At 72.2% G+C, this 23,342-nt stretch carries 16 protein-coding genes; 6 read left to right on the top strand and 10 right to left on the bottom strand.

All coding sequences use genetic code 11. The annotated features are described in order from the left end of the window. Nucleotides 1-672: 672 nt before the first annotated feature. Complete coding sequence (locus CHR28_RS01885; RefSeq protein WP_094051612.1) at nucleotides 673-4,119, top strand: CARDB domain-containing protein; 3,447 nt, start codon at nucleotides 673-675, stop codon at nucleotides 4,117-4,119. 118 nt (nucleotides 4,120-4,237) lie between these two features. Here the strand turns inward: CHR28_RS01885 and CHR28_RS01880 are convergent, their stop codons facing one another. Continuing rightward, entirely contained in the window at nucleotides 4,238-4,624 is a 387-nt protein-coding gene (locus CHR28_RS01880; RefSeq protein ID WP_094051611.1) for a gas vesicle structural protein GvpA, read from the bottom strand. Between the two features lie 365 nt (nucleotides 4,625-4,989). On the opposite strand from CHR28_RS01880, the gene CHR28_RS01875 reads away from it, so the two are divergent. Further along, nucleotides 4,990-5,364, top strand: a complete 375-nt coding sequence (locus CHR28_RS01875) for a peptidase inhibitor family I36 protein (RefSeq protein WP_094051767.1) — start codon at nucleotides 4,990-4,992, stop codon at nucleotides 5,362-5,364. Nucleotides 5,365-5,449: 85 nt separating this feature from the next. Then, the gene (locus tag CHR28_RS01870; protein WP_094051610.1) at nucleotides 5,450-6,472 is read left to right on the top strand and encodes a LacI family DNA-binding transcriptional regulator; all 1,023 of its coding nucleotides are present in this window, start codon (nucleotides 5,450-5,452) and stop codon (nucleotides 6,470-6,472) included. Nucleotides 6,473-6,588: 116 nt separating this feature from the next. Here CHR28_RS01870 and CHR28_RS01865 read toward each other — a convergent pair whose 3' ends face one another. The 5 genes from CHR28_RS01865 to CHR28_RS01845 form a co-directional block, all read right to left on the bottom strand. After that, nucleotides 6,589-7,665: a DUF1996 domain-containing protein gene (locus CHR28_RS01865; protein WP_094051609.1), complete on the bottom strand. Its 1,077-nt coding sequence runs from the start codon at nucleotides 7,663-7,665 to the stop codon at nucleotides 6,589-6,591. Between the two features lie 82 nt (nucleotides 7,666-7,747). Further along, on the bottom strand, nucleotides 7,748-9,841 hold the full coding sequence (locus tag CHR28_RS01860; RefSeq protein WP_256984093.1) for a discoidin domain-containing protein: 2,094 nt from the start codon (nucleotides 9,839-9,841) through the stop codon (nucleotides 7,748-7,750). Nucleotides 9,842-10,055: 214 nt separating this feature from the next. Then, entirely contained in the window at nucleotides 10,056-12,248 is a 2,193-nt protein-coding gene (locus CHR28_RS01855) for a discoidin domain-containing protein (RefSeq protein ID WP_094051607.1), read from the bottom strand. Nucleotides 12,249-12,440: 192 nt separating this feature from the next. Beyond that, nucleotides 12,441-12,977 (bottom strand): Dps family protein, encoded by a 537-nt coding sequence (locus tag CHR28_RS01850; protein ID WP_373453315.1) that lies wholly within the window; start codon nucleotides 12,975-12,977, stop codon nucleotides 12,441-12,443. 199 nt (nucleotides 12,978-13,176) lie between these two features. Continuing rightward, the gene (locus CHR28_RS01845; RefSeq protein WP_094051605.1) at nucleotides 13,177-14,352 is read right to left on the bottom strand and encodes a carboxylate-amine ligase; all 1,176 of its coding nucleotides are present in this window, start codon (nucleotides 14,350-14,352) and stop codon (nucleotides 13,177-13,179) included. Between the two features lie 188 nt (nucleotides 14,353-14,540). On the opposite strand from CHR28_RS01845, the gene CHR28_RS01840 reads away from it, so the two are divergent. Continuing rightward, entirely contained in the window at nucleotides 14,541-15,746 is a 1,206-nt protein-coding gene (locus tag CHR28_RS01840) for a cysteine desulfurase-like protein (RefSeq protein ID WP_094051604.1), read from the top strand. A 28-nt stretch (nucleotides 15,747-15,774) separates the two neighbouring features. Here CHR28_RS01840 and CHR28_RS01835 read toward each other — a convergent pair whose 3' ends face one another. The 3 genes from CHR28_RS01835 to CHR28_RS01825 form a co-directional block, all read right to left on the bottom strand. After that, nucleotides 15,775-16,596: a S1 family peptidase gene (locus CHR28_RS01835; RefSeq protein ID WP_256984068.1), complete on the bottom strand. Its 822-nt coding sequence runs from the start codon at nucleotides 16,594-16,596 to the stop codon at nucleotides 15,775-15,777. Nucleotides 16,597-16,877: 281 nt separating this feature from the next. Further along, nucleotides 16,878-17,138 carry a WhiB family transcriptional regulator gene (locus CHR28_RS01830; protein ID WP_094051602.1) on the bottom strand — a complete coding sequence of 87 codons (261 nt, stop codon included), beginning with the start codon at nucleotides 17,136-17,138 and terminating at the stop codon, nucleotides 16,878-16,880. 184 nt (nucleotides 17,139-17,322) lie between these two features. Next, nucleotides 17,323-19,503: a glycosyltransferase family 4 protein gene (locus tag CHR28_RS01825; RefSeq protein ID WP_179272282.1), complete on the bottom strand. Its 2,181-nt coding sequence runs from the start codon at nucleotides 19,501-19,503 to the stop codon at nucleotides 17,323-17,325. Between the two features lie 220 nt (nucleotides 19,504-19,723). On the opposite strand from CHR28_RS01825, the gene CHR28_RS01815 reads away from it, so the two are divergent. Together CHR28_RS01815 and CHR28_RS01810 are read left to right on the top strand one after the other, a co-directional pair. Continuing rightward, the gene (locus tag CHR28_RS01815) at nucleotides 19,724-21,181 is read left to right on the top strand and encodes a glycosyltransferase (RefSeq protein ID WP_107473106.1); all 1,458 of its coding nucleotides are present in this window, start codon (nucleotides 19,724-19,726) and stop codon (nucleotides 21,179-21,181) included. Next, complete coding sequence (locus CHR28_RS01810) at nucleotides 21,178-21,723, top strand: SDR family NAD(P)-dependent oxidoreductase (RefSeq protein ID WP_256984067.1); 546 nt, start codon at nucleotides 21,178-21,180, stop codon at nucleotides 21,721-21,723. Before CHR28_RS01815 ends, CHR28_RS01810 begins: the two co-directional genes overlap by 4 nt. 240 nt (nucleotides 21,724-21,963) lie before the next feature. On the opposite strand, the gene CHR28_RS01805 is transcribed toward CHR28_RS01810, so the two are convergent. Further along, entirely contained in the window at nucleotides 21,964-23,271 is a 1,308-nt protein-coding gene (locus tag CHR28_RS01805; RefSeq protein WP_256984066.1) for an NAD(P)/FAD-dependent oxidoreductase, read from the bottom strand. Nucleotides 23,272-23,342: the final 71 nt, after the last annotated feature.

Below are 23,342 nucleotides of genomic sequence, written 5' to 3'. Positions count from 1 at the left end.
CGGCACACGCCTGCTCATGAGCGCTTTACGGCCAGCCGGGCGGTGTCGGACCGCAGCATGCGACAGTCCGGGACTGCTCGGCGCCGGCGAGCGGTGCTACCGCGAGCACGGCCGCCAGGGCCACGAACGCGGCCAGAACGGCTTTGCGCACTGTCTCCTCCTTGGCGTATCCCCGAGTGAGCGCCTCGAACGTAGACCACGCCGAACGGGCCGCATCCCTGACAGATGTCAGGATTCGACAGGTCGCAACCGCAGTACGCGCCGACCACCATCCCCTCTCGTACGGCCGCTCCTCGCCTGCCGTCGTCGCGTCGAGCGCTCAGCTGCCGTACCAGAAGCCGCCGTACTCGGAGTTGTCCACGAGCCTGTACCGGCAGGCGCTCATCGCCTCCCTGCCGAGCGGTCCTTTGCGTCGATCCGTCATCGAGTTGCAGATGGAGAGCCGCGGACTGCCGTGCCGTTTCACGTATCCCCTCCTCAGAGGGGACGTAAGTGGCCGCAAGGAACGCAAGTCGCTTGCGGGCAACTTTCGTATGTTCCGGGGACGTTGACAAAGCAGGGGTGCGCTAGAAATCTGTTGGCGAGGTTTCTGCAAAAAATCGACTGATCCGCTGAATTTGCGTACAAGCCTTGCTCGAGTCGCGCTCCGCATCCCACGGAACTGAGGACCTCATGAGATGGAGACCCCACGGCCGCCGGTCGGTGACCGGTGCCGTCATGGCCGCGCTCGTGGCCGCCGGGCTGAGTCCGCTGGCCTTCTCGTCGCACGCCCATGCCGCCGTTCCCGATGACACCGGACGGACGGAGGCGGCTGCCGACGCCAACCTCGCACTCGGCCGTCCGGCCACCGCGGGCGGCTCGAACGGCCCGTACACCGCCGTGAACGTCACCGACGGCGTCCAGGCGTCCTACTGGGAGGGGCCGGCCGGCTCCTTCCCGCAGTGGGTCCAGGTCGACCTCGGGGCGACCCGCACGGTCGACCGGGTGGTGCTCAAGCTGCCCGCCGCCTGGGAAAGCCGCAAGCAGACGCTGTCGTTACAGGGCAGTACCGACGGCACCGGTTTCCGCGCGCTGTCGGCCTCCACGGACCGGACGTTCGACCCGGCCCGGGCCAACATCGTCCCGGTCGAGCTCGCCTCCCCCACCGAGACGCGCTACGTCCGGGTCCACATCACGGGGAACACCGGCTGGAACGCGGCCCAGCTCTCCGAGCTGGAGGTGCACGGCGACGACGGCGGGACCACTCCCCCGCCCGCCGGCACCAACCTCGCCCGCAACAAGCCGGTCGAAGCCACCTCGTCGGTCCACCAATTCGTCGCCGCGAACGCCACCGACGACTCCACGTCCACCTACTGGGAGGCGGCCGGCCACCCCTCCGACCTCACCGTGAAGCTGGGAGCCGACGCCGACCTCGAAGCGGTGGTGGTGAAGCTCAACCCGGACCAGGTGTGGGGGCCGCGGACCCAGAGCATCCAGGTGCTGGGCCGTGAGCAGTCCGCGAGCGGCTTCACCTCGCTGAAGGACCGCGCGGACTACGCGTTCAGCCCGTCCCGTGACAGCAACTCCGTGACCATCCCGGTCACCGGCCGCGCGTCCGACGTACGGCTGCGCTTCTTCTCCAACACCGGTGCTCCCGGCGGCCAGGTCGCCGAGTTCCAGGTCGTGGGAACATCCGCGCCCGCACCGGACCTGACCGTCACCGGTCTGGACTGGACGCCCACCGCGCCGTCCGAGCGGGACGCGGTGACCCTGAACGCCACCGTCCGCAACGCCGGCACCGCCCGCTCGGCCGCCACCACCGTCGAGGCCAGTCTGGAGGGCACGGTCGCCGGCAGCGGGAACGTACCCGCGCTCGACCCGGGTGCGTCCACCACCGTGGCCGTCGCCGCGGGCACCCGGCCGGCCGGCGACTACTCCGTCTCCGCCGCGGTCGACCCGCGCGGCACGGTCGCCGAGCTCGACGACAGCAACAACAGCCGCACCGCCGCGACCCGGCTGGTCGTCGCCCGTGCCCCGGGTCCCGACCTGGAAGTCAAGGGCATCACCACCAACCCGGCCAACCCGGCCGCCGGTTCACCCGTCTCCTTCAACGTGGCCGTGCACAACCGCGGCACCACCGCGGCGGCCGGCGGCTCCGTCACCCGCCTGCAGGCCGGCTCCATCGCCCTCAACGGCACCACTCCTCAGGTGGCGGCCGGAGCCACCGTGAACGTGGCGATCGACGGAACGTGGCGGGCGACCAGCGGCGGTGTCACGCTCGCCGCGACCGCCGACGCCACCGGAGTCGTCGACGAGACCAACGAGAACAACAACGTGCTCACCAAGTCCCTGGTGGTCGGGCGGGGTGCCGCCGTCCCCTACACCGAACTGGAGGCCGAGGACGGCCGCTACGAGGGCACGCTGCTCACCGCCGACGCCAAGCGGACCTTCGGGCACACCAACTTCGCCACCGAGTCGTCGGGCCGCGAGTCCGTCCGGCTCGACGCGCCCGGAGAGTTCGTCGAAGTCACCTCGACCGCGCCGTCCAACTCCATCGTGGTGCGCAACTCCGTTCCGGACGCGGCGCGCGGCGGCGGTGCGGACGCCACCATCAGCCTGTACGCCGACGGCACCTTCGTACGGAAGCTGACGCTGTCGTCGAAGCACAGCTGGCTGTACGGGAGTACCGACGATCCGGAGGGCCTCACCAACACCCCCGGCGGGGATGCCCGGCGGCTCTTCGACGAGTCGCACGCCCTGCTGACGCAGACCTACCCGGCCGGCACCAGGTTCCGGCTGCAGCGGGACGCCGGGGACACCGCCGCGTTCCACGTCATCGACCTGGTCGACCTGGAGCAGGTCGCACCCCCGGCCGAGAAGCCTGCCGACTGCACCTCGATCACCGAGTACGGGGCCGTCCCGAACGACGGACTCGACGACACCGACGCGCTGCAGCGGGCGGTCACCGCCGACCAGAACGGCCGGATCCCCTGTGTGTGGATCCCCGCCGGGCAGTGGCGCCAGGAACAGAAGATCCTCACCGACGACCCGCTGAACCGCGGCCAGTTCAACCAGGTCGGCATCCGGGACGTGACCATCCGGGGTGCGGGCATGTGGCACTCCCAGCTCTACACGCTCACCCCGCCGCACCAGGCCGGCGGGATCAACCACCCGCACGAGGGCAACTTCGGCTTCGACATCGACCACAACACGCAGATCTCCGACATCGCCATCTTCGGCTCGGGCACCATCCGCGGCGGCGACGGCAACGCCGAGGGCGGCGTGGGCCTCAACGGCCGCTTCGGCAAGGGCACGAAGATCAGCAACGTGTGGATCGAGCACGCCAACGTCGGCGTGTGGGCCGGCCGCGACTACTCCAACATCCCCGAACTGTGGGGGCCCGGCGACGGGCTGGAGTTCTCCGGCGTACGGATCCGCAACACCTACGCCGACGGTATCAACTTCGCCAACGGCACCCGCAACTCCACCGTGTACAACTCCTCGTTCCGCAACACCGGAGACGACGCGCTCGCCGTCTGGTCGAGCAAGTACGTGAAGGACACCTCGGTGGACATCGGCCACGACAACCACTTCCGCAACAACACCATCCAGTTGCCGTGGCGGGCCAACGGCGTGGCGGTGTACGGCGGTTACGGCAACACGATCGAGAACAACGTCATCGCCGACACGATGAACTACCCGGGCATCATGCTCGCCACCGACCACGACCCCCTGCCGTTCTCCGGGCAGACCCTCATCTCCGGCAACGCCCTGCACCGCACCGGTGGCGCGTTCTGGAACGAGGCGCAGGAGTTCGGCGCCATCACCCTCTTCGCGCAGGGACAGGACATCCCGGGGGTGACCATCCGCGACACCGAGATCCTCGACTCGACGTACGACGGCATCCAGTTCAAGACGGGGGGCGGCGCGATGCCGGGTGTGAAGATCACCGATGTCCGGATCGACGGCTCCAACAACGGCTCCGGAATCCTCGCGATGAGCGGGGCCCGGGGCAGCGCCACCCTGACGAACGTGACGATCATCGATTCGGCCGAAGGGAGCGTACTGATAGAGCCGGGCTCACAGTTCACGATCACCGGCACGCCCAGCGGGGCGTCCGCGGCCCGCGCGCGACGCTGAGGCATGCGCCTCCGGCCCCCCTCCGAAGCGGAGGGGGGCCGGAGGCCTGCTCAGATCGTTCCCGTTCCACGCGGCAGCGGAGCCGCCAAGTGCGCGGCCGGCGGGGCGTGATCGCCGGCTAGCCGCTGCGCCGTGTGCCCTGGCGTTCCCGGCCCTCGTCACGGGCCTGCTGGAAGGCGTCGGCGATCGTCTCCGCCGCACCGGACAGTGCGCCCTTGGTCTTGCCCTTGGCGCCGGACTCGGTGATCTTCCCCGTCAGTTCGGTGAGTCCGGCGGGCTTGCGCGGTCCCGCCTCCAGGTCGAGACGGTTGCACGCTTCGGCGAAGCGCAGGTAGGTGTCCACGCTGGCCACCACGATCCGTATGTCGATCTTGAGGATCTCGATACCGACGAGGGAGACCCGCACGAACGCGTCGATCACCAGCCCGCGGTCGAGGATGAGCTCCAGAACGTCGTAGAGGCCGCTGGAACCGCCCCCGCCTCCCTGCTGTGCCGCGACGGTCATCGCGCTCACCCCTCGTCTCACCCGTCGTCTCTGTGCATGTGCCCTGTCGTGCTCGGCCCTGTCGGCTCTGCCCGCCGGGAGGCAGGCATGGCATCCGGATGACCCGGATGCGCCGCATCAAACGCACGTACGACATCTCGGGTTCACACCAAAGCATCCAGACAGATGTCAGGACCGCGGACCGGGTCCTCCTGACTACGCTCGGTCCCGACTTCGGTCCGGGACTGCCGCAGCCCCGGGTGCGGGACAGCTGTGGCAGATGTGCCGAGGTTCGACGGGTGTGACACGGGGTGGCCGTCGAGGGCGGCCTGCCGACGTGCGCCACCGTGACGCTGTTCGCGACCAAGAACAGGGGGAACAAGGGCATGCGCACACGAACCGCTGCCGGTGCCGTGATGGCCGCCGCATTCGCCGCTGTGCTGGCGGCCGCACCGGGCGCGTCCGCGGAACCCAATCCGCCGGGGTGCCCGAAGGGCTACTTCTGCGCCTACAGCGGCCCCGACCAGACCGGGACCCTGCTGCTCAGGGTCGCGGGCAACTGGTCCGGGAGCCTCGGCGTCGGCTCCATCTTCAACAACGGGGTGGTCTACCCGGGTGCCGATCACGTCGATGTGACGTCGTACCTGGGCGGACAGCCGTCGACGGACTGCTTCCACTACAACCCCGGCCCGGGCCGGTACAAGGCCAACGCCGAGCCCGGACTCACCATCACCCGCGTCGTCTGGCGGGGTGAGTGCTGAGCGGCTGAACCGCCGCGCAGCCGCGGGCCGGCGTGCCCGGCACACCGGCCCGCACCGAGGGAACGCCCGCGGTTAGAGTGCCCCCATGAAGCGGCAGGCCCCGACGCTCGAGGACGTCGCGCGCGAGGCGGGGGTGTCCCGCGCCACCGTGTCGCGGGTGGTGAACGGTGTGCGCAACGTCGACCCCGGCATCCAGGAGCTGGTCCGCAGCGCGATCGAACGGACCGGGTACACGCCGAACCGCGCGGCACGAGCGCTGGTCACCCGGCACCCCACCGGAAGCCTGGCCCTCATCATCTCCGGCGCGGGCGACGCCTTCGCCGGCCGTGTGTTCGCCGACCCGTTCTTCGGGCGCGTCGTCGACGGCGTCGTGGGGTATCTCCGGGCACGCGCCCTGCAACCGGTGCTGCTGTTCGCGGAGTCGGCGGTGGCCAGGGAGCAGGTGGTCGACTACCTGCGGCAGGGCAGTGCCGACGGCGCCCTGGTGGTGTCCGTCCAGCCGGACGACCCGCTGCCGGAGCTACTCCTGTCCGCCCGGGTCCCGACGGTGCTGTTCGCACGTCCCGCCCGCGACACACCGGTCAGCCACGTCGACCTCGACCACTACGCGGGGGGACGGCTCGCCGGGGAGCGTCTCCTGGCCCGCGGCTGCGGCCGCGTGGTGACCATCTGCACGTCGCCGGAGGTCCGGGCCGGACGGGCACGCCTCGCCGGATTCCGTGACGCCCTGGCCCGGGCGGGCCACGACAACGTGCCCGCGGCCGAGGGGTCCTTCAGCCTGGACAGCGGGGCGGCCGCGATGGCCGCGCTGTTGCGGGACCATCCCGCGCTGGACGGCGTGTTCGCGGCCAACGACCTGATGGCTCAAGGCGCCTGCCAGGTGCTGCGGGACGCGGGCCGGCGCATCCCGGAGGACGTCGCCGTCGTCGGGTTCGACGACTCGAGCGCCGCCGTGACCTGCCTGCCGCCGCTGACCACCGTGCGCCAGCCGGTGGAGGACATGGCGGCGGCCATGGCCAGGATGCTGGATGAACAAGTCCGGGGCATCCGCACCGCACCCCGCACCCTGATCTTCGCTCCGGAACTGGTCGTGCGCGACTCCGCCTGACCGCCGCGTCTGACCGCTGCGCCTGACCGCCCCGCCGGACCGTCGACGAACGGCGCACGGGCCCGACGGCACCCGCGGCGCGCGGGTGCCGTCGGGCCCTGAGGCCTCCGGCCGGGTCAGGGCAGCCGGTGGTCGGCGTTCAGCACCGCTCCGCGCTCGGGGTGGTTCTGGTCGTAGCCGCGGGTGTCGCACTGGAGGCCACCGACGATGCAGTGGTCGACCAGCGCCTTGAGGGTCCGCTCCTCCCAGGCGTTGAAGAAGTCGTAGTGGAAGGAGTACCCGCGGCCGCTGGCCAGGCGGACCTGGCTCATGTCGCCGTTCACCGGGAAGGCCATCTTGAACTCGATCATCGGCAGGGCGACCGGGTGGGAGGCCGGGCACATGTTGTCGTTCGTGCCGGGCTTCACGACCGGGTAGGCCATGTGGCTCTTGTGGTCGGGGGTGTCGAGGTACTTGCCGTCCCAGCAACTGGGCGCCTGGAAACGGATGTTGAGCTGCACGTCGGGACGGCTCGGGCAGGAGGCCGGGAAGTCGACGTTGAAGAAGCTGTCGCCGCACTCCCAGCCCTCGACGAAGCCCTTGTGGCTGCGGAACTGCTGGGCGCTCTGCAGGGGGTCACCGACGACGTAGCGCAGCCCTCGGGGGAACGGGCGCACGCTCGTGTAGTCGGTGATGCCCGACTTGTAGTAGATGACCTGGGGGCCGACGGGGAGGATCTTCCTGTCCCCGTTGTACAGCGAGGGCATCCAGTACGCGGAGGCGTCGGCCGGCGCGTTGCAGGTGGTGTTCCCGCCGTAGAGGCTCGCCGTGGTGCTGCCCGCGTTGGTCGTGGTGTTGCCCATGAAGGTGTGGTCGTGGGACTTGCCGGGCTGGCCCGGGTAGATGATCGGGTCGTCCGGCGCGGTGTGCGTGACGGAGCAGTTGGCCTGGAACTCCTTGTGGTAGCGCGGCGGCGGGGTCGCGGTGGACGGGGTCACGCCGGTGACCTGGGGCACGGCCGGTATGTATCCGTCGCCGTCGGGGTCGTCGGCGGACGCCCGGGTCGACACCGCCATCGTGTGCCCGGCGTGGCCGGCCACCGTGGCGGCCGGGGCGTCGGGGCCGGCCGCCGTGGCGACGGTGCCGACGCCGAGGACGCCGGCGACAAGTGCGGTGCCGAGCAGCAGCGCGGGGAGTTTCGAACGTGGTCTCATGGGGCCTCCTTGCCCGCCGAGGTGCCTGTGTGGTGACAGCCGCCTGGGTGCGAAGGGCGACGCCGGGCGCCCTTCGCCGTCGTCAGCTGTAGATGCCGAACTCGTGCAGCGAGTAGCCCCAGCCGGTGCCACGCGCCGTCAGGTGCAGCCGTACGTACCGTGCGGTCGTCGCGGCGTCGATGGTGTCGACGTCGCCGTTGCCGGTGGTGGTGGAGTGGAGCGTCCGCCAGGTGGTGCCGTCGTCGGAGACCCGGACCTCGTAGGACTTGGCGTAGGCGGGGTCCCAGACGAGCTGGAGCTTGCGGACGGGTGTGCCCGAGCCGAGGTCGACCTGGATCCACTGCGGGTCGCTCCAGTCGCTGGCCCAGCGCGTGTCGGCCCGGCCGTCCGTCGCCTTGGCGGGTTCGCAGGGGCAGTCGCCGTAGGAGGACTGGAAGGAGGATGCGGTGGTGGGCTTGTGCAGCGCCACGTTCGTGCCGGTGACCGGCGGGGCGACGACCTTGACCGACTTGGTCTCGATGCCGGCGTTGCCGCGGCCGTCCTCGGCCTGGATGTACACCTTCCACACGCCGAGCTTCTCGGGAGCGGTCACCGCGAACGTGCCGTTGCCGGTGGACCGCCAGGCGGCCTCGACGAGGCGCTTGTCACCGTTGGCGTAGTTGCCGCTGAGGAAGATCTTGTAGGTGATCGGGTCGCCGTCGGGGTCGCGCACGTCCGCGCGGACGGTGAACTCGCCGCCGGCCGGGGCGGACGAGGCCGGGCTGACGGCCATGCCGGAGATGACGGGTGGGGTGTTGTCGTTGCCGGCGGTTCCGGTGTAGGCCCGCTTCACGGCGTAGTAGGAGAGCCGCTTCAGTCCGTCGGGCACGAGGTTGAACCAGACGCCGCCGAAGTCGTGCTCGACGCCGTAGTGGAAGAGGGTGGCGCCGAGGGCGACGCCCCGGTGGCCGGTGACGCAGTCCCAGGCCTTGGTGTAGCCCTCGGCCTTCTGCGCGTCGGTCGGCTCGTCGGGCACGCCGTTGGCGTCGTCCGGCACCTCCCATTCCCCCGCCGGTCCGCCCTCGGTGATGAGGTACGGCTTGGTGTAGCCGCCCTGCTCCCAGTCCTCGCGCACGCCGCAGATGTCGCCGTAGGAGTTCATCGAGTACAGGTCGAGGTCGGGTGCGTTGCGCTTGTAGTAGGGCCAGGCTCCCGTCCAGGCGTCGGTGGAGGTGACGGGGTGGTCGGGGTCGATGCTGTGGATCTTCTTGGCGACGTCGTTGACGAAGCCGGTGTAGGCGTTGCGCTGCGCCTCCAGCTCCGTTCCGCTGTAGCAGTTCTGCAGGCCGAGGACCGACTCGTTGCCGACGTTCCACATGAGGGTCGCCGGGTGGTTCTTGTACTCCTCCACCCACTTGGCGAACTCGGTGAGCATGTTGGTCTTGTACGTGGTGTCGGTGACGTAGTTGACACAGCCGCCGGAGCCCGGGCCGCCGCCGGGCTGCAGCCAGAAGCCGTTGACGACCTTGAGGCCGTTCGCGGCGGCACTGTCCAGCAGTGGCCTGGTGCCGCCGTCGGTGCCCCAGGTGCGGATGGTGTTGACCCCCATGGACTTCACGTCGGGCAGGTACTTGGGAGCGTCCGCGATGGCGGGGCCCCAGGTCAGGCCCTTGACGGTGTAGGGCTGTCCGCCGACGGTCAGTTGCCAGTTCCCCCGGGAGCCGGTGACCTTGACCGCTCCCGTGGCGGGCGACGTGCCGTCCGTGGTCCCGTACACCTGGAACTCCCACAGGGAGTAGCCGTAGCCGCCCGCGCGCTCGGTGCCCAGCATGCGGACGTAGCGGCCGGAGCCGGTGACGGCGATCTCGTCCGTGCCGCCGTCACCTCCGGTCACGGTCTTCAGGGTGGTCCAGTCCGTGCCGTCGTCGGACGCCTGGATCTGGTAGCTCCTGCCGTACGCGCCCTCCCAGGTCAGGACCACCCGGCTGAGGTCGGACCGCTGTCCGAGGTCGACCTGGATCCACTGGGGGTCGCTCCAGCGGCTGGCCCAGCGGGTACCGGTGAGGTTGCCGTCGACGGCCGCCGAGGGGGCGTAACCGTCCCCTTCCTGGGAGGAGGCGGTGGCGGGCCTGCCCTGGGAGAGCAGGGTCTCCGCCGCATGGGCAGGCGGGGCGGCGAGGGCGAGCGGGGACGCCATCAGTGCGCCGAGGGCGAGCAGGGGGACGGCACGCCGGACGGCTGGTCCGCGGGACTGGGATGTGGGAGACACGTCTGCTCCTGGCGGTGTGGGGAGAGCCAACGAGCGGCGCTGTGGGAGCACCGGTGGGGCCCCTTCCGGGCCGGGGCGCGGGGATGTCATCCGGCCCGGAAGGGGAGTCGTGGCCGACGGGCGGCCGATCAGGGGTGGGACGTCAGGGGAAGGACACGACGGTGGACGGCACGGTCGAGGTGCCGGCCGGGACCGTGGAGGCTCCGGTGTCGTTGATGACGTGGTTGTAGTGGCCCATGCCGCCGAGGGAGACCACCAGGAGGCTGTGGAACTTCACTCCCGGTTTGACGGGGGTCTTGAAGCCGTGGTCCTGGCGGATGCCGGGGTCGACGTTGTAGTTGCAGTAGCTGCCCAGGCCCCATGCCTCGTGGGTGTCGACCGAGTCGTCGACCCGGTAGGCGGCGTACCCCTTCGTCGTGCCGTTCTGGATGGCGGCCTGGTTCGGCGCGTCGTAGGCCTTCTCGTTCTGGTAGAAGATCGTCCGGCCGCGTTCGCCGTACCACTCGACGTCGTACTTGTTGAAGTGCTCGACGAACAGGCCGGTCGCCAGGACGTCGTCGCCGTTGACGCGGACGCCGTAGTCGGCCCGGTTGGTCTCCCAGCCGACGCCCTCGCCGTGGTCGGCCCGCCACACCCAGGTGTGGTCGATGATCGTGTCGTGGCTGTTGACCACCATGCTGGTGGTCGCCTTGCCCGCGCCGGCTCCGCCGATGCGGATGTACACGTCCTGCACGGTGGTGGGGTTGGCCGCGTGGTCGGCGGACGCGCCCTGCGGGCCGATCTCCAGCAGCGTCGGGGAGTTGACCGGTCCGGCGTCGATGAGGAAGCCGGCGAGCCGCACGCCGTCGACGTCGGCGACCCGCATGGCGGTCACGCCGTTGTCCGGGATGATCGTGGCGAGACCGAGTCCCAGGACGATGGTGTTCGCCCGCTCGACGTTGATGGTCCGGTCGACGTGGTAGACGCCCGGGGTGAACAGCAGGTGCAGGCCCTGGGCGAGCGCGGCGTTGATGGTGGCCGCCGTGGCGCCGGGCTTGACGACGTAGAACCTGCTCAGCGGGACGGACTCGCCCTGCGGGGTGCCGCCCGCCCAGGTGGTGCCGCGCGCGTCGGTCCGCTTGGCGGGCGCGAAGACCTTGTACTCGCCGCCGTCCAGGTAGAGGAAGGGCTTCTCGCGGGAGATCGGTGTCGTGCCGAGCGTGGTGTAGCGGGGCTCGGGGAAGCTGGTCGCGGGAGCGCCCTCGACGCCGGAGAAGACCTGGTTCCACACGCTGTTGGACCAGCCGCCGATGGAGCTGTCGCGGGTGTACCACTGCTGCTGCGAGTAGTTGCCGATCTGGCCGTCGATCCTGCTGTCGGCGATGTAGCCGCCGCTGGCCCAGCCGTAGCCGTTGGGCGCGAGGTTGAGGCCGCCCTTGACGTGCATCCGGCGGAACGAGGCGGCCTGGGAGACGGCCCAGCGGTTGGTGCCGTTGACCGGCTTCACGGCGAGGTTCTCCGCGCCGCGCCAGAAGTTCTGGGTAGCGTTGCCGTTGAACCACCCGGCGTCGACGGTGATGTCACCGTTGATCGTGGTGTCGTCGGGGCTGAGGCCGAGGCCGGCGATCTGGGTGTAGAAGCCGATCTGGGCGTTGAGGTTGTCGTACGTGCCCGGCTTGAAGAGGAAGGCGTGCCGGCCGGAGCCGAACTGGGCCGACTCCTGCTCCTTGAAGACCTGGTCCAGCTTGGCCTGGATCCCCGGCGTCGACGGGTCGAAGACGTGCACGTTCGGGCCGAGGTCGCCGCCCGGGGTGACCGGGCCGGGGTCGTCGCCGGTGGTGCCGTAGACCTTGAACTCCCAGAGGGAGTAGCCGTAGGGAGTGGCGCGGACGGTGCCGAGCATGCGGACGTAGCGAGCGGTGCCGGAGACGTTCACGGTTTCCGTGCCGCCGGCGCCGGTGGTGGTGGAGTGGGCCGTCGTCCAGTCCGTACCGTTCTGGGACGTCTCGATGCGGTAGGACGTGGCGTAGGCGGCCTCCCAGCGCAGTTCGACCCGGCTGAGGGAGGCGGGGGCACCGAGGTCGACGCGGATCCACTGCGGATCGGCGGCGGCGCTCGACCAGCGGGTGCCGTCGTCGCCGTCGACCGCTGCCGTGGCCGGGGTGCCGTAGTGCTCCTGGCTGGAGGCGGTGACCGGCTTGCCCTGGGAGAGCAGGACGGGTGCGGCCTGGGCCTGCGTGGCCGGGACTACGGCGAGCAGGGCGGCGGCCAGGGCGGTGACCAGGACGCCGACGAGACCGCGGCGGCCGGGTCTGCGCGACGGCGGTGAAGCGGAGGGTATGCCGACAGCGGGCATGGAGGAACTCCTCGACACGGGGACGGGGTGAGTGGGAGAGCGCTCTCCCGACCATGCCCGCCGTGTCTGACACGGTCAAGGTTCCGTGCAGGCTTTTCTTTTGACTTGCATTAAGTGTCGAGTGGTACGGGGGCGGCGTCCCTTCGAGACGTCCGCCGCCCGGGGGTTCCGTTCAGGCTGGCGGGGTTCCGCTCAGGGCTGGCGGCGGGCCTGTTCGGCGGCCTGGTCCGCGGCCGCCTGTTCCGTCCTGGCGTCGGCTGTGCTCAGGCGCCCGCCGCTGCTCTCCAGGTGGGCGCGGACGAACCACTGGAACAGTTCCAGTCCGCGCAGTTGCTCGATGAGGATGTCCTGCGTGACGGGGTCGGAGGACTCGGTCGCCTCCATCGCCTCGCGGTGGTCCTCGATGAGGCGGGTGTAGACCATGTCGAGAGCGCCCAGGTGCTCGATGGCCTCCGCCCTGCCGATGGAGTAGTCGTCCCAGGTGCGGTCGGCGACAAGTGCCCCGGGCGTGCCCTGCGGGACGCCGCCGAGGGTGGAGATCCGTTCGGCCAGGTCGTCGGTCATGGACCGTACCTGCTCGACCTGCGGGTCGATCATCTCGTGCACCGCGATGAAGTGCGGACCGACGACGTTCCAGTGGATGTGCTTGAGCGTCAGGTGCAGATCGTTCAGCGAGTGCAGCCGCCGCTGGAGCAGCTCGATGATCTCGGAACTGTCCTGGGCGGACATGCCCGGGACGGTGTACTGGAGGGAGGGCTCAGAAGCCACGGCCGTACCTTTCTCCTGCCGGCGGAAGAACGTCCTTCAGGTCAGGCAACCACCGCCCCGGCTCGTCTGCCCCTCCGGGACAGCCGTACGGATTCCGCCGTGCCCCGGTGCCGCGGACCCCGGGTGGGTCGTCCGGCCGGCGCGGGGCACGGCGTTCCCTTCACTGCGGGCAGGTGGCCGAGACGAGGTAGTCGACGACGTCGTCCGTGCTGCGGCGCCGCCGGTGGGCCGCGCGCTGGCGGTCGGCGCCGTTTCCCTCGGTCCGCAGGCGCCGCCACTGCTCGCGTACGAGGTCGAGGTCGTCGTGCCGGCGGAGTGCCGGGGCGATGGTGTTCAGCAGTCGTTCGACCAGGGAGGCCTGGGGCATCAGGCGGCCGGTGACCGGATCGATGCCCTGGCCCGACAGCCCGTCGCGGGCCGCGCGCCAGCAGGCCGCGCGCAGGACCTCCGGTGACGGGCGCGGGACCGGCTCGCCGGCCCGGACGGCGGCGAGGGCGGTGGCCGTCAGAGCCCGGACGACGGCTCCCAGCACGAGTGTGTCGTCGGGGGTCAACGCGGCGTCGGCGACCCGGACCTCGATGGTGGGCAGGTGGTGCGAGGGACGCACGTCCCAGTACAGGCCTCCCCGGTCGATGAGAACCTCCGCTTCAAGGAGGGTGTGGACGAGGTCCTCGAAGTGGGCGGGGGACTCGAAGTAAGGGGGCGGGCCGGCCACGGGCCAGCGCCCCCAGGTGGTGGCACGCCAACTGGCGTACCCGGTGTCACGGCCGTCCCAGAAAGGGGAGTTCGCCGCCAGCGCGGTCAACGTCGGCAGCCAGGGGCGCAGATGATTGCTGACGTGGACGGCGTCACGGGGGTCGGGAAGACCGACGTGCACGTGGCAGGCGCACACGATCTGTTCGTCGTCCAGCGCGCGGAAGTGGGCCGTGCTGCGTGCGTAGCGGGCACCGGGCGTCATCGGCACCGGGGTCGCCTGGCCGTGCACCGGAGTGCCGGTGGAGGCGAGGCGCAGTCCGAGCCGGGCGGCGGCGCGGGCGGCTGTCGTTCTGCCGGCACGGATCTGGTCGTCGGCCTCCTTCAGGCAGCTGTGCGGGTGGGTGCGCAGTTCGACCTGGTAGCGGGTCAGCTCGGTGCTCACCCGGTCGCCGAGGGCGTCCGTCGCCGCCTCGACCAACTCGGGTCCGTGTGGGCTCGGGGTCCGGCCGGCCGGGTCGATCAGGAGGAGTTCTTCCTCGATCCCGAGGGTGAGCGGTTCCGGAACGGGGCCGGGTGCGGAGGGGCGGAGCGGCTCGGGGTCGTCCACCGGAGCCGTCTCGCTGCGATGTTGACTGCTCATAGTGATGACACTGTCTCAGAAAGTGGCGGCAGATTGGATGGGGGCGACGGCCGTCGGAGGGCCGGGGAGGGCTCCGGGAGCCCAGGAGCGCCTGGGAGCCGGGGAGGGGCGTTGGAGGGTGATCTCGCCTCGGGGCGGTTCATGAGGTTGACTGCCCCTGCGTCCGGACCACGACAGGAGCTACAACGTTGACGTACGACATCGCCGCCTTGCGCTCTCAGTTCCCGGCGTTGGCCGCCGGGACCGTCCACTTCGACGGGCCCGGGGGCACACAGACGCCGCGGCCCGTCATCGACGCGATCGCCGACGCGCTGGCACGGCCCCTGTCCAACCGGGGGCAGTACTCCCTGGGAGAACGCAACGCCCAGGACATCGTCATCGGAGCGCGCCGGGCCGTGGCCGACCTGCTGGGCGCGGACCCGGCGGGAATCGTCTTCGGGCGCGGCGCCACCCAGCTCACCTACGACCTCGCCCGCACCCTCGCCACGTCCTGGGGGCCGGGTGACGAGGTCGTCGTCACCCGCCTCGATCACGACGCCAACATCCGCCCCTGGGTGCAGGCGGCGGAGCGGGCCGGCGCCACCGTGCGCTGGGCCGACTTCGACCCCGACACCGGGGAGTTGACGGCCGACGACATCCGCGCCGTCCTGTCCGACCGCACCCGTCTCGTCGCCGTCACCGCAGCCTCCAACCTGATCGGCACCCGCCCTCCGATCGCCGAGATCTGCCGCCTGGTCCACGAGGCCGGAGCGCTCGTCCATGTCGACGGCGTGCACTACACCGCCCACACGCTGGTGGATCTGCCGGCGCTGGGAGCGGACTTCTTCGTCTGCTCCCCGTACAAGTTCCTCGGCCCCCACCACGGCGTTCTGGCCGCCCGGCCAGCCCTGCTGGAGGGTCTGCGTCCCGACAAGCTGCTGCCCTCCAGTGACGCGGTCCCGGAGCGTTTCGAACTGGGCACTCTCCCCTACGAGTTGCTGGCAGGCACTCGTGCCGCCGTCGACTTCCTGGCCGGCCTCGACCCGGACGTCACGGGAACCCGGCGGGAGCGGCTGGCCGCCTCCTTCGCCGCCCTCGAAGCGCACGAGGCCACCCTGCGTGACCGGCTCGACAAGCAGCCGGCCGCGCTGCCGGGGGTCACCGTCCACTCCCGGGCCGCCGACCGCACCCCCACCCTCCTGCTGACCTTCGAGCGCCACGACACCGCCGACGCCTACCGCTTCCTGGCCGCCCGCGACATCCACGCCCCTGCCGGCAACTTCTACGCCATCGAGACCTCCCGCCACCTGGGCCTCGGCGACACCGGCGGTCTGCGCATCGGACTCGCCCCCTACAACGACGCGGAGGACGTCGACAGGCTGTTGACGGCGTTGGCCGCGTTTCTGGAGCAGTGAGCCCCTGGCACTTGGCCGATGTCTGTGATCAGCCGTTCCGGCCCATCGCCTGGTGGATCCAGCCCGCGTACGCGGGAGCGCTGGTGTAGAGCCCCGGGCCCTCGCTGCAGCGCACGCCTGGGGCGCCGGGCCCCGAGGTGACACCGATCAGCTCCCAGCGGCCCTTGTGGTCCCGCCGGAGTTGCGGACCGCCGGAGTCGCCGTTGCATGCCATGGCCCCGGGCCTCTGGCTGATCGTGCTCAGACGGGTGCGGTCCGCGTAGCCCGGCGCGCACTCGGACACGGCACCCCGGCGCGTGTCAAGTTCCTGAAGCCGGTCGGGAAAGACCCATCCAGCGGGGTCGGAGGTGTCGTCGATCGTGCCGAAGCCCAGGATGCGGGTCGGGGTGCCGGGCCGTCCCGGCTTGTCGGCGATGCGGAGGGGCTCCTCGGCGACCGGGCGGTTCAGGCGGATCAGCGCGAGGTCGTCGCGATTGGGGGCGGTGCCCTCACCGTTGCGGTACCCCGGGTGCGACAGCGTCTTCGCGATGGACCGGACCGTGCCCCCGGACTTCCTCCACTGACTGCCGATCCGGACCGTGCCGTCCAGCGTGACGAGCGCCGGATCGACGCAGTGGGCGGCTGTCAGCACCCACGTCCTGTCGATCAGCGATCCCCCGCAGACGCCCTTGAACGTGGGGTCGTCCACGCCCGTCACCGGGATGGACACCATCGAGGGGTAGATCTCAGTGGAGTCACTGCCCCTCACGATGGCTTCGGCGCCGCCGGTCATCATGACGGTGCACGCCGCACCCGTCAGGAACACACCGGCAGTGCGCGCCCTGCGGCGCGAGGACTTCGAGCTGAACACGGGTTCTCCGATCCGACGAGCGAGTGCGAGGTGCCCAGCCTCCGCGATCAGGAGAATCCGATCCATCCGGTCAGCGGGCCTGTCCCGGACCGGGCCAGCGGGCCCGGGGCAGGTGGGGACAACCCCCGGCCCCACCTGCTCCGACTGCAGGAGACGCGCACAGAGCGGCGGGCAGGAAGCAGCAGATCGCCGGCTCCGGAGCCGGAGGCCATCTCCGCGTGCTCGCGCATCGCGTCGGCCACGCGGGCATCGGGCGTCCTGAAACGGCGGTGTCGCCGCGGTCAGCTGTCCAGGGCCGCGCGGCGGAGCGCCCGTCGCTGACTGGGGGTGGTGGCGCCCCAGACGCCGTCCGTCTCGCCGTGGCGGACGGCCCAGTCGCGGCAGTCGATCAGCACGGGGCAGCGTCTGCACACGGCGCGGGCGGGGGCGGTGGCCGCGGCGGTCTCCACCAGGGGGAAGAACAGTTCGGGATCCTCGCCTACGCACAACGCCTGCGTGTGCCAGCCGATGTCAACATTCCAGGACGCGAGTGAGCGCGCCATACCGCACCTCCAGCAGCCGACCGGCACGTCGGTGTCGCCGCGGCAGCACACGCCGCGGTCCCGGCAGAGGTGAGCGCCATGCTAGTGCCGGATACGGCCGGATGGCCATAGGTGGATTTTCCCGTCATATGGGGCGGCAGCGGCAGTATAGAGCGGTTGCCGGCTTGCGCGGCCCGGTCCTGGCTCATGTGTGTGCCACCTCGCCGTACACGCCGGCCAGGGCCTGAGCCATGGGTGCCACGGAGTAACGGGCGGCCACGGTGTCCCGACCGGCGCGCGCCAGCTGCTCGCGCCGGGTCTCCGGCAGGGACAGCAGCCGGTGCAGGCCGCGGGACAGGCCGGAGGCGGAGGCGGTGTCGAGCAGGATGCCGTTGACGCCGTCGCGCAGATAGTGACTCACCCCGCCGCGCCGGGGCCCTGCCGCGGGCAGTCCGGCCTCCATGGCCTCCAGCACAGCGATGCCGAACTCCTCCTTGGCACTGGGGCACACGTACCAGGCGCGCACCCCGTGTTCGGGATCGGCGAGGGCGCGCTCCAGACGGCGTACCCGATCGTTGGGCAGGGCGGGCAGGAGCGCCAGCCGGCGTGCCGCCCGCGTGCGGCCGGTGACCAGGGCGCCGAGCGCGGCGCGCACGCGGTGCTCCTCCGGGGTGGGATGCCGGGTCGCGCCGCCCACCATGACGAGGGTCGCGCGCCGCCACAATTCCGCGGTCAGCCAGGTGCGCAGCAGCAGGTCCTGCTGCTTGACCGGGTGCAGACGCCCGACGCACAGGAGCAGGGGCAGGTCCCGGTCGGCCGGGTCCAGCGCGTCGGGGCGGTCACCGCCCGCGAACAGGGAGTCGAGCAACGCGCGCCGCCGGTCCTGCTCGTCCTCGGCGGGTTCGTAGGGGGCGATGCCCTCAGGGGGTGCGGGCGGGCCGTCGGGGCCGTAGCGGTGGATGAGGGCCGGGAAGTGGCGCAGCAGCTGCCCCGTGCCCGAGGCGTCCGGTATGCCGATCACGCCGTCGGCGCGTTCGACGAGCCGGTCGGCGAGGAAGATCCGGTGCAGGTCGCCCCGGAGCGCCTCGGTGGCCCCCGGGTCGTCCGCGCGGGTGTCGCCATGCGTTTCCGCGAGACGGCGGTGCGGGTCGGGCGTGGCGGTGAAGACGAGGCGGGCACCGAGCCGCGCGGCGGCCTGCGCCAGGGCCAGGCTGCCGTCGTCGGCGTAGCGCACGTGCAGGACGTCGCAGGCGCGCGGCAGCGAAGCGAGCAGGCGGGTGGCCCACCAGGCGAGGGACGGGCGATGGGCGGGGAGGACGTGCTGCGGCGGCGCGGCGGGCGCGTCGACCGGTAGCCGCAACAGCCAGTGGCCGCCCCGCCGGCGCGTCAGCAGGCGGCGGTCGTGGTCGAGGTCGTCACGGCCGGCGAGGACGACAGTGACCACGGCGCCGACCTCGCCGGTGCCGGCCAGGGCGTCACCGAGGCCGCCGAGCAGCACGGACAGTCCGCCGCTGGCGCCCTCCCCGGGGCGGTCGAGCCGGCCCAGCAGCATCGTCTGAGCCACCACGAGCCCGTTGTCCGGCCATCCGGTGGCAGCGGCCGGTGGTGTGGGGGCGAGCAGCAGGGCTTCGTAGACGTCCCGCGCCTCGGACACCGGGGGCAGATGGGAAGGGCCGTCGGGCAGCCGGTGCAGCGAGCGCCACAGGGCATGCCGGGCCGCCCGGTCTGCCCGTGCCGCCGCGTCCGCGGTTTCTGCCGCGTGGAGCGGTCGCAGTCCGGCCGCCTCGGCGAGGTCCAGCAGCAGCACGGTGCGCTCCGTACCGGTCCCGCCGTCCAGCAGCCGCTCCCGCAGCGCCTCCTCGGCCCAAGCGGGTCCGTGCCGCCGTACCGTCGCGGGCCACAGCTCGGTGAGGACGGCGTTGAGATACGGCCCGCCCTCGCCGTGGGCGAGCAGCGCGTCGGGCGTCAGCGGAACGTCCAGACGGCAGGCCCGCCGCAGGGAGGCGACCGCCGCGTCCTCGCGCCCGGGCAGCGCAGACAGCCCCGACGGCTGGAGGCGGGGCAGCGGACCGTACTCGGCTTCCAGGAGACACGCGAGAGCGCTGGGGTCGTGCGGGGCACTGTTGGTACCGCCCGGATCGCGAGGGGCACGGCCGGTTTCGAGGGCACCGAGGCGAGCGGGTGCGGTGCCCCGGGCCACCGGCGCCACGGTCCCGGCCCCAGCCCCGGCTCCGGCCCCAGCCCCGGCTCCGGCTCCGGCTCCGGCTCCGGCTCCGGTGAAGAACGCGGTACGGGCCGCCACCAGCGGATCCCGCTCGGCACCGGGCTGCGCCGCGCCGATGCCCGGCAGCGGCGGCGGGGCGGGAACGGGTGGGGCGACGGACACGGGGCCTCCTCGGTGCGGTCGGTACGCGGGTGTTTCGCCCGCCCTTCCCGGCACGGATGCACCGGGCGGTGCGAACCGGTGCGGCGCGGCTAGGGGCGCGGCGTCCGTCCTGCCGACGGCGCGCCCCCGGCCCGGCCGACCCGTCCGCCACCCCTCACCCCCGAGGAGCACGCCGTCGGCTGCGCGCATCCGTTCACCCCCTGCCCGGTGAACACAGGGCATGCCGCGCATCGTCATCGTCAGCCCTCCGTTCCACTCCCACGCCGCCCCCCTTTCCGCCCTGGCGGCGGCGCTGGCGGCGAACGGCGCCGAGGTGTTCTTCGCTTGCGCTCCGGCATTCGAACCGTTGGCCGACCGCGCCGGGGTCCGGTTCGTGCCGCTGACGGTGACGCGCAACGCCAACACCGGCGTGGCGGAGCGGACCGACCAGGCCGCACGGGAAGCGGCACGCCTGGACGAGTTCCTCGCGGCCACCCGACACGGCCCCGTCGAGACCCTGCTCACCCAGGCACGGCACCGGCGCGCGGACCTGCTCGCCGACCCGCAGGGCGTCTACGAGGACCTGCGGGCCCTGGACCGACGGCTGCGCCCCGACTGGTACGTCGTCGACCAGCTCGCCTACGCGGCCACCCTCGCCCTGCACTGCCTGGGGGTGCCGTACGCGTCGTACTGCCCGGGCCATCCCACGTACGTGCTCTCCGGCCCAGATGCCTTCTTCGGCCTGCCCCACGACTGGCCGGACGCGGTCCGCCCGGCGCCGTCGCGGCTGACCGAGCTGCACACCGCGGTACGGGACAACGACCGGGCCTTCACCGAGTTGTTCACCGCTTTCGCCCGGGCCCGTACGCCGTCGGCGCCCGCTCCGGGCCGCGCCTTCGCGCTGACGTCCACGCACGCCGTCGTCTACGCCTACCCCGCGCTGCCCTGGCTGCCCGAACGGCCCGACGGGCCCGCCCACCTGTTCGCCGGGCACATGGCGGGGCCCGACGCGCCGCCGTCCCCCGAGTGGACACGCCGCATGCGGGAGCTGCGCGAGCGGGCCGAGCGGGTGGTGCTCGTGGCGTTCGGCACCTTCCTGTCGGCCCGCGACGACGTGCTGCGCACCGTGGTGTCGGGGCTGCTCGACGGCACGGACGACACGGCCGTCGTGGTGGCCGCGGGAGCCCGCGCGCACGCGCTCGCGGATCTCGCGGGCGACCGGGCCGTGGTGGTGCCGACGGTTCCACAGCGGCAGCTTCTGCCGCACGTGGACGCCATGGTCCATCACGGAGGCGGCAACTCCTTCACCGAATGTCTGCGCGCCGGCGTGCCCGCCCTGGTTCTGCCGATGTCCAGCGACCAGTTCTGTGTGGCGAGGGACGCGGAACGGGCCGGGGTCGGCGTGGTCCGCGACCCCAACGCGCTGCGAGCGCCGGACGTCCCGGACGCCCTCGCGGCGGCCATGGCGGGACCCGTGCGCAGGCGCACGAGCCGCATGGCGCGCGAGCTGCGCCGATACGGCCCCTCGTGGGCGGCAGAACGGCTGGTGACGGCCATGGAGACGGGGGTGGGGGCAGCCGCGGAGATGAGGGCGGGGATGGCCGCAGCGACGACTGTGGAGACGACTGTGGGTAGGGCCGCCGGGGCGAGGCTGCCGCTTCGCCCTTCAGCTGTGCTGCCGGAAGGAGGATCGCCATGAACATCCACGGTTCCCGCGTGCTGGTGCCCGGGGCCTCCGGTGCGATCGGCTCGGCCCTGGCGGTCCGGCTGCACCGGAGCGGTGCCCGGCTCGCCCTCGCGGGCCATGACGAGGGACGGTTGCGTCGCGTGTCGGAAGCGTGCGAGGGCGCGCCCGTCTTCCGCTTCGACGCGTACGAGCTCGACCGCTGCGCCCGCGCGCCGGACTGGGCGGCCGGCGAACTCGGCGGGCTCGATGCGGTGGTGGTCTGTGTGGGCGTCGCGGGCTTCGGACCTGCCGACACCGTGCCCGACGCGGTCGCCGAGCACCTGTTCACGGTCAACGCCCTGGCGCCGCTGGCGTTCCTGCGCGCCGCACTGCCCCGGGTCACGCCGCCCGGCGTACTCGCCGCCGTCACCGGTGTCGTGGTGGACGCGCCGCCGGCGGGCATGGCCGACTACGCGGCCGCCAAGTCGGCGCTCGCGGCATGGCTCACCGCCGTACGCCGAGAGCGGCGGCGCACCGGCACGTCCGTCCTGGACATCCGTCTGCCCCACGTGTAGTCGGGCTTCGCCGCGCGCCGGGTCGTGGGAGAACCTCCACGGCTACCGCGCGGACTGACGGTCGACGAGGCCGCGGACCGCATCGTCGCGGAGCTCACCAGCCAGGAGGGATGAGCGCGACGGCCCGCGCAGCTCGTGCCGCGCTACGTCCCACGGGCGGGTTCTGTCAGATGCCGGGGGCCGTGGCGGGAACCGCCCATGGGCCGGCTCCGCCGAGGGCGGTGTGCCGGGCCTCGCGCGTCAGCCCCCCTCGCGCCCGTCGTGCCCGTCGCGCCGGTCGTGCCCGTCGTGCCCGTCGAGGTCCCGCAGCACCTCCCGGGCCGCCCGGGCGCCGGAGGCGAGCGCGCCCTGGACCGATCCCGTTCCGCGGTAGTCACCGCAGACGTACCGGCCGGGCGCGGTGCGGCAGGTCCGGGTCAGCGGCCAGGGCGGCGGCATGGCGGGCAGCGCGCCCTCGACCGTACGCACGGTCAGCAGGTCCCAGGCGGTGGCGTCGGTGCCGTACATCTCGGACAGGGCCGTGGCCACGGACGTGCGCACGGACGGGTCGTCGCCGCCCAGCACCGAGGTGGCGATCAGCGCGCTGCCGCGCGGCGCGTACTCGGGCGCGACGTCGCTGAGGACGCAGGTGTTCAGGACGCGGCGGCGGGTGTCGACCAGCAGGACGGGCCGGCCGAGGGGCGAGCGCGGCGCGACGTGGTAGTACGTGGTGACCGTGCGGTGCGCAGGGACGTCCAGGCCGGGCACGAGCTTCGCGGCCGCGTCGGCGCCCGTGGCCACCACGACCGCCCGCGCCGGGACCTCCGCACCGTCCGCCGTGATCACGCCCCCTTCCGCGATCCGGTCGACCGGCGTGCCGAGCCGGACGGTGCCCTCGGGGAGCGCGGCGGCCAGGGCGCGCGGGACGGACTGCACGCCGAAGGCCGGCAGACACAGGGAGCCGCGCAGCATGCTGCGCCAGACCAGGTGGAACACCCGGCTTGAGGTCTCCAGTGCGTCCTCCAGGAAGACGCCTGACACGAACGGCCGGAAGAACCCCTCGACGAACTCCTCGGAGAACCCGGCCTCGGCGAGCGCCGTGCGCGTGGTGCGCTCGGGCGCGTGCTTGAGCACACGCGCCGGGCCCAGTCCGTCGCGGGCGCCGAGCACGGCCAGCGCGGCCACGTCGCGTGGCCGGACGAGCCGCCCGGACAGCAGCGAGGCGACCGTGTCGGGCCGGCGCCGGGGGTCGGCCAGCAGCACGCTCCGTTCACCGGTGTGCACCAGGACGCCCGGCAGGAAGGCGCGCGGTGCGAGGAACCGGGCGGGCAGGCGGCGGCGCAGCTGCGGGTAGGCCGGGTTGACGACCTGGAAGCCCCGGTCGACCGTGAAGCCGTCGAGGCGGTCGGTCCGCATCCGCCCGCCCACCGCGTCCCCGGCTTCCAGCACCGTGACGCCGAGCCCCGCGGCGGCCAGGTCGTGCGCGCACGCCAGCCCCGCCACCCCGGCACCCACCACGACGACGTCCGCATCCGCGCCGGCACCCACCACGGCCACCACCTCCCGCAAGCAATCGCTTCCCGGGTGCTTCCCCGCAACGGCCCGCAGCGGATGCGGCCAGGCACCCGAACGGGGGACGG

The sequence above is a fragment of the Streptomyces sp. XY006 genome, from assembly GCF_002237655.1.
GTDB classification, from domain to species: Bacteria; Actinomycetota; Actinomycetes; order Streptomycetales; family Streptomycetaceae; genus Streptomyces; species Streptomyces levis.
This window is presented reverse-complemented; position numbering and strand designations above follow the sequence as displayed.

What these genes read in the sequence shown, in the direction of transcription:
- CHR28_RS01885 (WP_094051612.1), top strand. Translation starts at nt 673, where the DNA reads ATGAGATGGAGACCCCACGGCCGCCGGTCGGTGACCGGTGCCGTCATG.
- CHR28_RS01880 (WP_094051611.1), bottom strand. Translation starts at nt 4,624, where the DNA reads ATGACCGTCGCGGCACAGCAGGGAGGCGGGGGCGGTTCCAGCGGCCTC.
- CHR28_RS01875 (WP_094051767.1), top strand. Translation starts at nt 4,990, where the DNA reads ATGCGCACACGAACCGCTGCCGGTGCCGTGATGGCCGCCGCATTCGCC.
- CHR28_RS01870 (WP_094051610.1), top strand. Translation starts at nt 5,450, where the DNA reads ATGAAGCGGCAGGCCCCGACGCTCGAGGACGTCGCGCGCGAGGCGGGG.
- CHR28_RS01865 (WP_094051609.1), bottom strand. Translation starts at nt 7,665, where the DNA reads ATGAGACCACGTTCGAAACTCCCCGCGCTGCTGCTCGGCACCGCACTT.
- CHR28_RS01860 (WP_256984093.1), bottom strand. Translation starts at nt 9,841, where the DNA reads ATGGCGTCCCCGCTCGCCCTCGCCGCCCCGCCTGCCCATGCGGCGGAG.
- CHR28_RS01855 (WP_094051607.1), bottom strand. Translation starts at nt 12,248, where the DNA reads ATGCCCGCTGTCGGCATACCCTCCGCTTCACCGCCGTCGCGCAGACCC.
- CHR28_RS01850 (WP_373453315.1), bottom strand. Translation starts at nt 12,977, where the DNA reads ATGTCCGCCCAGGACAGTTCCGAGATCATCGAGCTGCTCCAGCGGCGG.
- CHR28_RS01845 (WP_094051605.1), bottom strand. Translation starts at nt 14,352, where the DNA reads ATGAGCAGTCAACATCGCAGCGAGACGGCTCCGGTGGACGACCCCGAG.
- CHR28_RS01830 (WP_094051602.1), bottom strand. Translation starts at nt 17,138, where the DNA reads ATGGCGCGCTCACTCGCGTCCTGGAATGTTGACATCGGCTGGCACACG.
- CHR28_RS01815 (WP_107473106.1), top strand. Translation starts at nt 19,724, where the DNA reads ATGCCGCGCATCGTCATCGTCAGCCCTCCGTTCCACTCCCACGCCGCC.
- CHR28_RS01810 (WP_256984067.1), top strand. Translation starts at nt 21,178, where the DNA reads ATGAACATCCACGGTTCCCGCGTGCTGGTGCCCGGGGCCTCCGGTGCG.